We start from the raw sequence: 12693 nt of genomic DNA on the forward strand, positions 1-12693 counted from the left end.
GATAATTCACGAAAATATCCTTTTACGCCACCATCAGAGAGCAAAAAGGCGGGCCAGGCCCGCCTTTTTTACTGCTGTTAGTCGATAGTGCGCAGCAATTCGTTGATGCCAACCTTACTGCGGGTTTTCGCATCCACTTTTTTCACGATAACGGCGCAGTAGAGGCTGTAAGAACCATCTTTCGACGGCAGGTTGCCGGACACGACAACAGAGCCTGCCGGCACGCGGCCGTAGTGGACTTCGCCCGTTTCACGGTCATAGATTTTGGTGCTCTGGCCGATGTACACGCCCATCGAAATAACCGCGCCTTCTTCGACGATAACGCCTTCCACAATTTCAGAACGCGCGCCGATGAAGCAGTTATCTTCGATAATGGTCGGGTTCGCCTGCAGCGGCTCCAGCACGCCGCCGATGCCCACGCCGCCGGAGAGATGCACGTTTTTACCAATCTGCGCACAGGAGCCTACGGTCGCCCAGGTATCTACCATGGTGCCTTCATCAACGAACGCGCCAATGTTCACATAAGAAGGCATCAGCACGGTGTTGCGGGCGATAAACGCGCCCTGGCGAACGGCGGCCGGCGGAACTACGCGAAAACCTTCTTTCTGGAAACGCGCTTCGTCGTAATTGGCGAACTTCATCGGCACTTTATCGAAGTAACGGCTTTCCGCGCCTTCGATAACCTGGTTGTCGTTAATGCGGAAGGAGAGCAGAACCGCTTTCTTCAACCACTGGTGGGTGACCCACTGGCCGTCGATTTTCTCTGCCACGCGCAGTTCGCCGCTGTCCAGCAGGGCGATAACCTGGTTCACCGCTTCGCGGGTAACGGTATCCACGTTAGCCGGGGTGATCTCTGCGCGACGTTCAAAGGCGGTTTCAATAACATTTTGTAGCTGATGCATTATTTGCTCTTTCCTGATGGTTCACTTAACGATGTAAAAAAGGGTTTACCCTTTATCGTTTGGATTGAGGGCTGCTGTCAACCGTTGTTGCACCTCTTGTTGCAGCACATTATTAAGGGCGCGCCGGTCGGCTGTCGCGATTATAAATAAATCTTCTACTCGCTCCCCAATGGTGGTGATTCTTGCGCCATGCAGCGAAATGCCGAGGTCGGCGAACACCTGGCCGACACGCGCCAGAAGCCCTGGCTGGTCGAGCGCGATAAGCTCAAGGAATGAGCGTCGCTCTGTGTGCGTCGGCAGGAAATTCACTTCGGTTTCCACCGTAAAGTGGCGCAATTTGGCTGGCTGACGACGCGGCTGCGGCGGCTGCCAGGTTCGCTGGGTAATGGCCTGCTCAAGCCCATGACGGATAGCTTCATGGCGGTCGGCGGAAAGTGGGCTGCCGTCCGGCTCCAGCACGATAAAGGTGTCCATCGCCATGCCGTCGCGGGTGGTGAAGATTTGCGCGTCATGAACGCTTAAGTTGCGGCGATCCAGTTCGGCGCACACGGCGGCGAAAAGATAAGGACGGTCCGGGCTCCAGATAAAAATCTCCGTGCCGCCGCGCGTCGCCTGCGGGCTTAATAAAATCAGCGGCTGGCTGAGGTCGTGCTTCAGCAAATGGCGTGCGTGCCAGGCGAGCTGGTTTGGGCTGTGGCGTACAAAATAGTTCGCCCGGCAGCGCGCCCAGATATGGTGCAGCGCCTCTTCGTTGATATTTTCCATACGCAGCAGCGCCAGCGCCTGCACTTGATGGTGGCGCACCCGCTCGCGCATATCCGGCGTATTCTGCATACCCCGGCGCAGCTGTTTTTCGGTGGCGAAGTAAAGCTCGCGCAACAGGCTCTGTTTCCAGCTGTTCCACAGCGTTTCGTTGGTGGCGCAGATATCAGCGACCGTCAGGCACACCAGGAAACGCAGGCGATTTTCCGTCTGCACCTCTTCGGCGAACTGCTTGATCACTTCCGGGTCCTGAATATCGCGCCGCTGGGCGGTAACTGACATTAATAGATGCTGGCGCACCAGCCAGGCTACCAGCTGTGTTTCACGGGAGTTGAGGCCATGCAGTTCGGCGAATTTCAATACATCCTGCGCGCCGAGAACGGAGTGGTCGCCGCCGCGCCCTTTGGCGATATCGTGGAACAGCGCGGCGATCAGAATGAGTTCCGGATGCGACAGGCGCGGCCATAAATCAACGCACAGCGGATGCTTCGACCGCGTCTCTTCAAGAGAAAAACTCTCAAGCTTTTGCAGCACCCGGATAGTGTGCTCATCGACGGTGTAAGCGTGAAAGAGGTCGAACTGCATCTGGCCGACAATGTGCGACCATTGCGGCATATAGGCCCACAGCACGCTGTGGCGGTGCATCGGCACCAGTCCGCGGCTGACCGCGCCCGGATGGCGCAGCATGGTCAAGAACAGCGAACGCGCTTCGGGGATATAGCACAGCGGCTGTTTAAGATGGCGACGAGCGTGGCGCAGATGACGCAACGTGGTGGAGTAAATGCCGGTAATGTCCCGGTTGCGCACCATGGCGTAAAACATCCGCAGTATCGCCTGCGGCTCGCGGATAAAAAGCGTTTCGTCGCGCAGATCGATAAGCGTGCCGCGAAGCTGGAAATCATCATCCAGCGGGCGGGGTTTTTCATCGGTGGAGAGCGCAAGTATCGCTTCATCGAAGAGCTGCAACAGCATCTGATTAAGTTCGCCCACCCGGCGAGTGACACGATAGAAATCTTTCATCATCTGCTCGACCGGCTCGTTGCCTTCGCCCTGGTAGTTCAGGCGCTGGGCGACGCTCAGCTGGCGATCGAACAGCAGACGGTTGTCGTAGCGGTTCAGCTCCAGGTGCAGGGCGAAGCGGATGCGCCAGAGCAGATGCTGACATTCGTCGAGCTCATTGCGCTCCGCTTCCGTCAGAAAACCGAACCCTACCATTTCACGCAATGACGTGGCGCCGAAGTGGCGACGCGCGACCCACTGGAGAGTATGGATATCGCGCAGGCCGCCGGGGCTGCTTTTGATATCGGGCTCAAGGTTATAGCTGGTGCCGTGATAGCGCTGGTGGCGTTCATTTTGCTCTTCCACTTTCGCCGGGAAAAACTTTTCAGAAGGCCAGAAGCCGTCGCTAAAAATGTGTTTTTGCAGTTCAAGAAACAGCGCGACGTCGCCAATCAGCAGGCGGGACTCAATCAAGTTGGTGGCGACGGTTAAATCGGACAGCCCCTCAAGCAGGCACTCTTCAAGCGTGCGCACGCTATGGCCCACTTCAAGCTTTACGTCCCAGAGCAGGGTTAACAGCTCGCCGACTTTTTGCGCCTGCGCATCGGGCAGGCGTTTACGGCTTAAGATCAGCAGGTCGATGTCTGAAAGCGGGTGCAGTTCGCCGCGCCCATAACCGCCGACCGCCACCAGCGCCGTTTCCTCTGTATCGCCAAAACCGTAGTGCAGCCAGAGGCGCTGCAGAAGCTGGTCGATAAATTCCGTACGCGCTTCGACAAGATCTTCGGCGCTGACGCCGCTGTCGAAGGCGACGCCAAGCCAGCGTTGAAAATCATCCAGATGCTGTTTTATCGCCGCGCAGTGTAGCGCGTCTTGCGGCCAGGTGGCGGGTTGGGCTGGCAGGCCCGGTAAAGAAGCGAGAGCCGTGTTCGCATACTGCTCAGGTAAACTATTACTCATCATGCGCCGCCCATAAAAAAGCCGGCTTAAGCCGGCTTCTTATTAATCGTTATGCGAAATGATGTTGGGGATCGTGTCGTCCTTACGCAACGTCAGAATTTCGCAGCCGTTTTCCGTCACCACAATAGTATGCTCGTACTGAGCAGACAAGCTGCGGTCTTTAGTTTTAACCGTCCAGCCGTCTTTCATCGTGCGGATGCGGTAGTCGCCCGCGTTCACCATCGGTTCTACGGTGAAGGTCATGCCCGGCTGCAGGATAACGCCGCCGTCATCCGCGTCATAGTGCAGCACCTGCGGCTCTTCATGGAAGCCGCGGCCAATGCCGTGACCGCAATATTCACGCACGACCGAGAACCCTTCCGCTTCGACAAACTTCTGAATAGCGGCGCCGAGGCTGCGCAGGCGAATGCCTGGTTTTACCATGCGCAGCGCCACGTAGAGACTTTCCTGCGTAATGCGGCACAGACGCTCGCCAAGAATGGTCGGTTTGCCGACGATAAACATTTTTGAGGTATCGCCATGATATTCATCTTTAATCACGGTCACGTCGATGTTTACGATGTCGCCATCTTTTAAAAGCTTCTCGTCATCCGGAATGCCGTGGCAAACCACTTCGTTGACAGAAATACAGACCGATTTCGGAAAACCGTGGTAGTTCAGGCTTGCGGAGATCGCGTGCTGATGATTTGTGATGTAGTCGTGGCAGATGCGATCCAGCTCGCCGGTGCTGACGCCGGGTTTGACGTGCGCTTCGATCATCTCCAGCACCTCGGCGGCAAGCCTGCCGGCGACGCGCATTTTTTCGATTTCTTCTGGGGTTTTAATTGAGATAGCCATATTCAGGTCCGCTGTTGCCGGATTCCCGACAAATAAGAGTGAAAGTGAAATCAATGTTATCAGGGCATGCATAGGGTGCCAAATTGAGATTCACTCAGCGGGAAGGGCGTGAACAACTATTGGAGTCCGGGCCGATTTTGTGATATAAAGCGCGCCGGACTTCTGTACCAAAAACGGGTGCAGAGGCGATTACTCTCACATTGTGTAATAACACACACGTATCGGCACATATTCCGGGGTGCCCTTCGGGGTCGGCAATATGGGATACGTGGAGGCATAACCCCATACTTTTATATAGAGGTTTTAAACATGGCAACTGTTTCCATGCGCGATATGCTCAAGGCTGGTGTTCACTTCGGTCACCAGACCCGTTACTGGAACCCGAAAATGAAGCCGTTCATCTTCGGTGCGCGTAACAAAGTTCACATCATCAACCTTGAGAAAACCGTACCGATGTTCAACGAAGCCCTGGCTGAGCTGAGCAAAATTTCTTCCCGTAAAGGTAAGATCCTGTTCGTCGGTACCAAACGCGCTGCTAGCGAAGCGGTAAAAGAAGCGGCTCAGAGCTGCGATCAGTTCTTCGTGAACCATCGCTGGCTGGGCGGCATGCTGACCAACTGGAAAACCGTTCGTCAGTCCATCAAGCGTCTGAAAGACCTGGAAACTCAGTCTCAGGACGGCACCTTCGACAAGCTGACCAAGAAAGAAGCGCTGATGCGTACTCGTGAGCTGGACAAGCTGGAAAACAGCCTCGGCGGTATCAAAGACATGGGCGGCCTGCCGGACGCACTGTTTGTTATCGACGCCGATCACGAACACATCGCTATCAAAGAAGCGAACAACCTGGGCATCCCGGTATTTGCTATCGTTGATACCAACTCCGATCCGGACGGCGTTGACTTCGTTATCCCGGGTAACGACGACGCAATCCGTGCTGTTAGCCTGTACCTGAACGCTGTTGCTGCAACCGTACGCGAAGGCCGTTCTCAGGACCTGGCTTCTCAGGCGGAAGAAAGCTTCGTAGAAGCTGAATAATAAGGTTCGCTCGTATTGAGCCCTTATTAACCAGGTAGTAACAAGTTTGGTTAGGGGGCCTGTCTTCAGGCCCCTTTTTTGTTTGAGTCTGGCTTGTCAGACACCTTTCGGGCACGCCAGGCCTATACCCACCCGCTTTTATGGTACGTCACAGACTGTAACCTGAGGCCGGTAGGGTATATCTCCCCAAATGAGATAACCGAGGAATATAGAATGGCTGAAATTACCGCTTCCCTGGTAAAAGAGCTGCGCGAACGTACTGGCGCTGGCATGATGGATTGCAAAAAAGCGCTGACTGAAGCCAACGGCGACATCGAGCTGGCAATCGAGAACATGCGTAAGTCCGGTGCTATCAAAGCAGCGAAAAAAGCAGGCAACGTGGCTGCTGACGGCGTGATCAAAACCAAAATCGAAGGCGACTACGGTGTGATTCTGGAAGTTAACTGCCAGACTGACTTCGTTGCTAAAGATGGCGGCTTCCAGGCGTTTGCTGACAAAGTGCTGAATGCCGCAGTTGCTGGCAAAATCACTGACGTTGAAGTGCTGAAAGCGCAGTTTGAAGAAGAGCGCGTAGCGCTGGTAGCGAAAATTGGTGAGAACATCAACATTCGCCGCGTTGCCGCCCTCGAAGGCGCTGAGCTTGGCAGCTACCTGCACGGCGCACGCATCGGCGTTCTGATCTCCGCTAAAGGCGCTGACGAAGAGCTTATCAAACAGCTGGCTATGCACGTTGCGGCGAGCAAGCCGGAATTCGTTAAGCCGGAAGACGTGTCTGCTGAAGTGGTTGAGAAAGAGTACCAGGTACAGCTGGACATCGCCATGCAGTCTGGCAAGCCGAAAGAAATCGCAGAGAAAATGGTTGAAGGCCGCATGAAGAAATTCACCGGCGAAGTTTCTCTGACCGGTCAGCCTTTCGTTGTTGATCCGAGCAAAACCGTTGGCCAGCTGCTGAAAGAGCACAACGCTGACGTTATCAACTTCATCCGCTTCGAAGTGGGTGAAGGCATCGAGAAAGTTGAGACTGACTTCGCAGCAGAAGTTGCTGCTATGTCCAAGCAGTCTTAATGCTGTAAGCGAGCCGCCTCAGGGCGGCTCCTTTTTATCTGCCTTACAAATTCAGCCTGCTCTTATACAGCAAAGGCGCTAATGCGACGCAAGATGTCGCCAGTAATCATCCCATTCGTTGACAGTTCCAGGAAAGAAACATGGCTACCAATGCAAAACCCGTTTACAAACGCATTCTGCTCAAGCTGAGTGGCGAAGCGCTGCAAGGTGCAGAAGGCTTCGGTATTGATGCGAGCATACTGGATCGCATGGCGCAGGAAATTAAAGAACTGGTTGAGCTGGGTATCCAGGTCGGGGTGGTCATCGGCGGCGGCAATTTGTTCCGCGGCGCAGGCCTTGCTAAAGCGGGCATGAATCGCGTTGTGGGCGACCACATGGGCATGCTTGCCACCGTGATGAACGGCCTGGCGATGCGCGATGCGCTTCACCGCGCCTATGTGAACGCCCGACTGATGTCCGCCATTCCGCTCAACGGCGTGTGCGACAACTACAGCTGGGCTGAGGCGATTAGCCTGCTGCGCAACAACCGCGTAGTGATCCTCTCTGCCGGTACCGGCAACCCGTTCTTCACCACCGACTCCGCAGCCTGCCTGCGCGGCATTGAAATCGAAGCTGACGTGGTGTTGAAGGCGACCAAAGTTGACGGCGTTTATTCCGCTGACCCGATGAAAGATCCTACCGCTACGCTTTATGAGCAGCTTACTTACCAGGAAGTGCTGGAAAAAGAGTTAAAAGTGATGGATCTTGCGGCCTTTACCCTGGCGCGCGACCACAGCCTGCCGATTCGCGTGTTCAATATGAATAAGCCAGGCGCGCTGCGCCGCGTCGTCATGGGCGAAAAAGAAGGCACTCTCATCACAGATTAATTTCCGTGAGCGCGAAATACGGGTAAGATTCCGCTTCAAAAGTCGGTTTCGATGACGGGTAACGCCAGGTTGCCATGAATTAAACGGGTCTATACTTATCCTCACCGCGTATTACGCCGTGACGCGAACGTAGATGGCCTGCCTAAAACCAGTTTTCAAGGATTCGTAACGTGATTAGCGATATCAGAAAAGATGCCGAAGTGCGTATGGAAAAATGCGTTGAGGCCTTCAAAAACCAAATCAGCAAAATTCGTACCGGCCGCGCTTCGCCGAGCCTGCTGGATGGCATCGTCGTAGAGTACTACGGTACGCCGACTCCGCTGCGCCAGCTGGCTAACGTAACGGTAGAAGATACCCGTACGCTGAAAATCAACGTTTTCGATCGCTCCATGGGGCCTGCCGTTGAGAAAGCTATTATGGCTTCCGATCTGGGGCTGAACCCGAGCTCTGCGGGCAGCGATATTCGCGTTCCGCTGCCCCCGCTGACTGAAGAGCGTCGTAAAGACCTCATCAAAGTCGTGCGTGGCGAAGCTGAGCAGGCTCGTGTCGCCGTGCGCAACGTGCGTCGCGACGCTAACGATAAAGTGAAGGCGCTGCTGAAAGACAAAGAAATCAGTGAAGATGACGATCGTCGTTCGCAGGACGATGTTCAGAAACTGACTGACGCTGCTATCAAAAAAGTGGACGCGGCTCTGGCCGACAAAGAAACTGAACTGATGCAGTTCTGATTTTCCGCTGATGGTAAACAACGCCGTACAGCCAGGCCGCATTTCGTGGTTTTGGCTGACGGCGTTTTGCATTGGGCCGCGCGTCCGGCGACGCGGATCTTTCTCTTTCCCTCTGTTGAGCGTCTCATGAAGCATTTGACCATTCTCGGCTCCACCGGATCGATTGGTGGCAGCACTCTTGACGTTGTTCGTCATAATCCAGACCGCTTTGCCGTAACCGCCCTGGTAGCCGGTAAAAACGTAGCCCGCATGGTTGAGGATTGTCTGGAATTTCATCCTCGCTACGCCGTAATGGATGATGAGGCTAGCGCCAGTGCGGTACGTGTTGCGCTTCGCGAGCAGGGAAGTCGTACCGAGGTGTTGGCAGGGCGTCAGGCGGCCTGCGAAATGGCGGCGCTGGACGAGGTGGATCAAGTCATGGCGGCCATTGTAGGCGCGGCGGGGCTGTTGCCGACGCTTGCGGCTATTGGTTCAGGTAAGGCCGTTTTACTGGCGAATAAAGAGTCGCTGGTGACCTGCGGCCGTCTGTTTATGGACGCCGTGAAGCAAAACGGCGCGCAACTGTTGCCGGTCGACAGCGAACATAACGCGATTTTTCAGAGTTTACCGGGAACAATTCAACATAACCTGGGGTACGCTAAGTTAGAAGATAATGGCGTTTCGTCAATTATCCTCACAGGGTCTGGTGGTCCGTTTCGGGAAACGGCATTGAATACGCTGGCGGGCATGACGCCCGATCAAGCCTGCCGTCACCCGAACTGGTCAATGGGGCGAAAAATCTCCGTTGATTCCGCCACCATGATGAATAAAGGTCTGGAATATATTGAAGCCCGTTGGCTGTTCAACGCTCGCGCCGATCAGATGGAAGTGCTTATCCATCCGCAGTCGGTGATTCACTCTATGGTGCGTTACACTGATGGCAGCGTGCTGGCGCAGTTAGGCGAACCGGATATGCGCACCCCCATCGCGCATACGATGGCCTGGCCTTCGCGAGCCCGCTCCGGGGTTAACCCGCTCGACTTTTGCACCATTGGAACGTTGAGTTTTTGCGAGCCAGACTATCAGCGTTACCCCTGCCTGAAACTGGCTATCGACGCCTTTGAGCAAGGGCAGGCGGCGACGACGGCACTGAACGCGGCGAATGAAGTGACGGTAGCGGCTTTTCTGGCGCACGCGATCCGTTTCACCGATATCGCCGCGCTTAATCAGGCCGTGCTTAACGAGATGGATCTCCACGAACCGGAAAGCGTGGAGCAGGTGCTGCAGGTTGATGCAAAGGCGCGGGAAACGGCGAACAAACTCGTGACTCGCTTCGCAAGCTGATGATCAATTACACAGCGGCAGAGACGTTATTTGTTAGCGTTGTGCTTCAGTGATATAGTCTGCGCCACCTGAACGCAGGTGAACGAGCCATTCCGGTCGGGTCAGCCGTGTTTGTCACGGCTTTTTTGTGTATACGAGGCTTCAAGATTCCTGAGTACCGCTTAATCCTTATCAGGGAATAAATACGCGTTATGTTGTCTGCTAATCAACCCTTAAGCGAGAGCTTGCCCGCGCATGGCGCACGCCATGTTGCCATTATTATGGATGGCAATGGTCGCTGGGCGAAAAGACAAGGGAAAATCCGAGCCTTTGGTCACAAAGCGGGGGCTAAATCAGTTCGCCGCGCGGTTTCTTTTGCGGCGAATAATGGTATTGATGCTCTGACGCTCTATGCTTTCAGCAGCGAAAACTGGAATCGACCCGCGCAGGAAGTCAGCGCGCTGATGGAATTGTTTGTCTGGGCGCTGGATAGCGAAGTGAAAAGCCTGCACCGCCATAACGTGCGTCTGCGGGTTATCGGCGATATCAGCCGTTTCAACGCGCGCCTGCAGGACCGCATCCATAAAGCTGAAGCGTTAACCAGCCAGAATACCGGGCTGACGCTGAATATCGCCGCGAACTACGGCGGTCGCTGGGATATTATTCAGGGAGTCAGACGCCTGGCTGAACAGGTTCAGGAAGGGCAGTTACGCCCTGATCAGATTGATGAAGAGTTGCTTAACCAGCAGGTCTGCATGCATGAACTGGCTCCCGTTGATTTAGTAATTAGGACAGGGGGAGAGCATCGAATCAGTAATTTTCTGCTGTGGCAAATCGCTTATGCGGAGCTTTATTTCACCGATGTTCTCTGGCCTGATTTCGATGAACAAGACTTTGAAGGTGCATTAAATGCCTTTGCCAATCGCGAACGTCGTTTTGGCGGTACTGCACCGGGTGGCATTGATGCCTGATGGGGGTAGCTTTTGCTGAAGTATCGCCTGCTTTCTGCTTTTGTATTAATACCTGTTGTTATCGCCGCGCTTTTCTGGCTGCCGCCAATGGGCTTCGCTGTCGTTACCCTGGTGGTTTGCATGCTGGCAGCCTGGGAATGGGGCCAGCTATGCGGTTTATCTTCACGCGCGCAACGGGTTGGACTGGCGGTGCTTTGCGGCTTGCTGCTCGCTTTAATGCTGTTCATTTTGCCTGATTATCAACGCACCATTGAATTGCCCATGGTGCAGGTAGCGCTTTGGGCCTCCCTTGCCTGGTGGTGCGGGGCATTATTGCTCGTGCTGTTTTACCCGGCGTCGGCGAATTTCTGGCGACATTCGCGCGTGCTGCGTCTTATCTTTGGAGTCTTGACTATCGTGCCCTTTTTCTGGGGCATGGTGGCGTTGCGCTCATGGCACTATGAATCAAGCCAGTACAGCGGCTCTCTCTGGCTGCTCTATGTGATGTTTCTTGTATGGGGCGCAGATTCCGGCGCTTACATTTTTGGTAAGCTGTTTGGTAAGCATAAGCTGGCGCCGAAAGTCTCCCCGGGGAAAACGTGGCAGGGTTTTATCGGCGGGCTGCTTACCTCGGCGATTATCGCCTGGCTCTTTGGCATCTGGGCGGATCTGAACGTAACGCCAGTCGTTCTGCTGGCGTGTTCGGTTGTCGCGGCGCTTGCTTCCGTACTGGGAGATTTAACGGAAAGCATGTTTAAGCGCGAAGCGGGAATTAAGGATAGCGGCCATTTGATCCCTGGCCACGGCGGGGTACTGGACCGCATTGACAGCCTGACGGCGGCGGTACCGGTCTTTGCATGCTTGCTGCTGTTAGTCTTCAGGATCCTCTGACGGAAATTTTTATGTTAAGCATACTCTGGAATCTGGCGGCGTTTATCGTTGCACTGGGCGTTCTTATCACCGTGCACGAGTTTGGCCATTTCTGGGTAGCCCGAAAAGCTGGCGTGCGGGTTGAGCGGTTTTCCATTGGCTTTGGCAAAGCGCTCTGGCGGCGCACCGACCGTCAGGGCACCGAATATGTTATTGCCCTGATCCCGCTGGGCGGCTATGTCAAAATGCTGGATGAGCGTGTAGAGCCGGTTACGCCGGAGATGCGCCACGAGGCTTTCAACAATAAAACTGTCGCCCAGCGCGCGGCGATAATCGCAGCAGGGCCGATAGCTAATTTTCTCTTCGCTGTTTTTGCCTACTGGCTGGTCTTTCTCATCGGTATTCCCAGCATTAAGCCCGTCATTGGCGAAATAACGCCCAACTCCATCGCTGCGCAGGCACAAATCGAACCGGGTACGGAACTAAAAGCCATCGATGGTATCGAAACGCCAGATTGGGATGCTGTTCGCCTGGCGTTGGTAGCGAAAATTGGGGACGAGCGAACAACGCTGAGCGTCGCGCCTTTTGGCAGCGATGCGCGTACGGACAAAACGCTCGACCTGCGTAACTGGCAGTTTGAACCGGATAAGGAAGACCCGGTTTCATCGCTTGGCATTCAGCCGCGCGGCCCGAAAATCGAACCGGTGCTTGCAGAGGTACAGCCACAGTCGGCAGCCAGCAAAGCAGGTTTGCAAGCCGGAGACAGGATCGTTAAAGTCGAAGGGCAGCCGCTGACAACGTGGATGACTTTTGTCACCCTGGTGCGGGATAACCCATCGCGGCCGCTCTCAATTGAGATAGAAAGACAGGGGAGCCCCTTGTCTTTAACGCTGATACCGGATACAAAACCCGGTAATGAAAAGGCTGAGGGATTCGCAGGCGTAGTGCCGAAGGTAATCCCGCTGCCTGAGGAATATAAAACAGTGCGCCAGTATGGGCCGTTCGCCGCCATCGCTGAAGCTACGGATAAAACGTGGCAACTGATGAAGCTGACAGTAACCATGCTGGGGAAATTGATAACCGGCGACGTTAAACTGAATAACCTCAGTGGGCCTATCTCTATCGCCCAGGGGGCAGGAATGTCGGCGGAGTACGGGTTGGTTTACTATCTGATGTTCCTGGCGCTGATAAGCGTTAATCTGGGCATCATCAACCTGTTTCCGCTGCCCGTGCTTGATGGGGGACACCTGCTTTTTCTGGCGATTGAGAAGCTTAAAGGCGGGCCGGTTTCCGAGCGAGTTCAAGACTTTAGTTATCGCATTGGCTCGATTTTGCTGGTGTTGTTAATGGGGCTTGCACTTTTCAATGATTTCTCTCGGTTATAAAGAGAGCCAGGTTAGGAAGAACGCATAACAAC

General features: G+C 54.7%; 11 protein-coding genes. 8 read left to right on the forward strand and 3 right to left on the reverse strand.

The genetic code is table 11. The features are described from left to right. Window positions 1-77 precede the first annotated feature (77 nt). The 3 genes from dapD to map are packed head-to-tail and all read right to left on the reverse strand — an operon-like array spanning window position 78 to window position 4460. Entirely contained in the window at window positions 78-902 is an 825-nt protein-coding gene (gene dapD, locus IEX01_RS13835; protein ID WP_024560452.1) for a 2,3,4,5-tetrahydropyridine-2,6-dicarboxylate N-succinyltransferase, read from the reverse strand. Window positions 903-947: 45 nt separating this feature from the next. Further along, window positions 948-3623, reverse strand: coding sequence for a bifunctional uridylyltransferase/uridylyl-removing protein GlnD (gene glnD / locus IEX01_RS13840; RefSeq protein WP_024559243.1), 2676 nt, complete (start codon window positions 3621-3623; stop codon window positions 948-950). A 42-nt stretch (window positions 3624-3665) separates the two neighbouring features. After that, window positions 3666-4460 carry a type I methionyl aminopeptidase gene (map, locus tag IEX01_RS13845; protein ID WP_024559242.1) on the reverse strand — a complete coding sequence of 265 codons (795 nt, stop codon included), beginning with the start codon at window positions 4458-4460 and terminating at the stop codon, window positions 3666-3668. Between the two features lie 309 nt (window positions 4461-4769). Between map and rpsB the strand changes: the two genes are divergently transcribed. From rpsB to rseP, 8 genes are all read left to right on the forward strand, one after another. Next, window positions 4770-5495 carry a 30S ribosomal protein S2 gene (rpsB, locus tag IEX01_RS13850; protein WP_024559241.1) on the forward strand — a complete coding sequence of 242 codons (726 nt, stop codon included), beginning with the start codon at window positions 4770-4772 and terminating at the stop codon, window positions 5493-5495. A gap of 213 nt (window positions 5496-5708) precedes the next feature. Then, on the forward strand, window positions 5709-6560 hold the full coding sequence (gene tsf, locus IEX01_RS13855; protein WP_024552946.1) for a translation elongation factor Ts: 852 nt from the start codon (window positions 5709-5711) through the stop codon (window positions 6558-6560). Window positions 6561-6700: 140 nt separating this feature from the next. Further along, a complete protein-coding gene (pyrH, locus tag IEX01_RS13860) occupies window positions 6701-7426 on the forward strand; it encodes a UMP kinase (protein WP_024560455.1) in 726 nt (241 codons plus the stop codon). Between the two features lie 170 nt (window positions 7427-7596). Beyond that, window positions 7597-8154: a ribosome recycling factor gene (gene frr, locus IEX01_RS13865; RefSeq protein ID WP_029591157.1), complete on the forward strand. Its 558-nt coding sequence runs from the start codon at window positions 7597-7599 to the stop codon at window positions 8152-8154. Window positions 8155-8280: 126 nt separating this feature from the next. Further along, a complete protein-coding gene (gene ispC / locus IEX01_RS13870; protein WP_024559237.1) occupies window positions 8281-9477 on the forward strand; it encodes a 1-deoxy-D-xylulose-5-phosphate reductoisomerase in 1197 nt (398 codons plus the stop codon). 191 nt (window positions 9478-9668) lie between these two features. Further along, a complete protein-coding gene (gene ispU / locus IEX01_RS13875; protein WP_024559236.1) occupies window positions 9669-10427 on the forward strand; it encodes a (2E,6E)-farnesyl-diphosphate-specific ditrans,polycis-undecaprenyl-diphosphate synthase in 759 nt (252 codons plus the stop codon). 12 nt (window positions 10428-10439) lie between these two features. Then, window positions 10440-11297, forward strand: coding sequence for a phosphatidate cytidylyltransferase (gene cdsA, locus IEX01_RS13880; protein ID WP_188724047.1), 858 nt, complete (start codon window positions 10440-10442; stop codon window positions 11295-11297). A gap of 11 nt (window positions 11298-11308) precedes the next feature. After that, the gene (gene rseP / locus IEX01_RS13885; RefSeq protein WP_024560458.1) at window positions 11309-12661 is read left to right on the forward strand and encodes a sigma E protease regulator RseP; all 1353 of its coding nucleotides are present in this window, start codon (window positions 11309-11311) and stop codon (window positions 12659-12661) included. Window positions 12662-12693 lie beyond the last annotated feature (32 nt).

The organism is Franconibacter daqui, assembly GCF_014644275.1.
Lineage (GTDB): Bacteria > Pseudomonadota > Gammaproteobacteria > Enterobacterales > Enterobacteriaceae > Franconibacter > Franconibacter pulveris.

Bases quoted from the DNA above. Each gene is read 5' to 3' on its own strand.
- dapD (WP_024560452.1), bottom strand. From the start codon at position 902: ATGCATCAGCTACAAAATGTTATTGAAACCGCCTTTGAACGTCGCGCA.
- glnD (WP_024559243.1), bottom strand. From the start codon at position 3,623: ATGAGTAATAGTTTACCTGAGCAGTATGCGAACACGGCTCTCGCTTCT.
- map (WP_024559242.1), bottom strand. From the start codon at position 4,460: ATGGCTATCTCAATTAAAACCCCAGAAGAAATCGAAAAAATGCGCGTC.
- rpsB (WP_024559241.1), top strand. From the start codon at position 4,770: ATGGCAACTGTTTCCATGCGCGATATGCTCAAGGCTGGTGTTCACTTC.
- tsf (WP_024552946.1), top strand. From the start codon at position 5,709: ATGGCTGAAATTACCGCTTCCCTGGTAAAAGAGCTGCGCGAACGTACT.
- pyrH (WP_024560455.1), top strand. From the start codon at position 6,701: ATGGCTACCAATGCAAAACCCGTTTACAAACGCATTCTGCTCAAGCTG.
- ispC (WP_024559237.1), top strand. From the start codon at position 8,281: ATGAAGCATTTGACCATTCTCGGCTCCACCGGATCGATTGGTGGCAGC.
- ispU (WP_024559236.1), top strand. From the start codon at position 9,669: ATGTTGTCTGCTAATCAACCCTTAAGCGAGAGCTTGCCCGCGCATGGC.
- rseP (WP_024560458.1), top strand. From the start codon at position 11,309: ATGTTAAGCATACTCTGGAATCTGGCGGCGTTTATCGTTGCACTGGGC.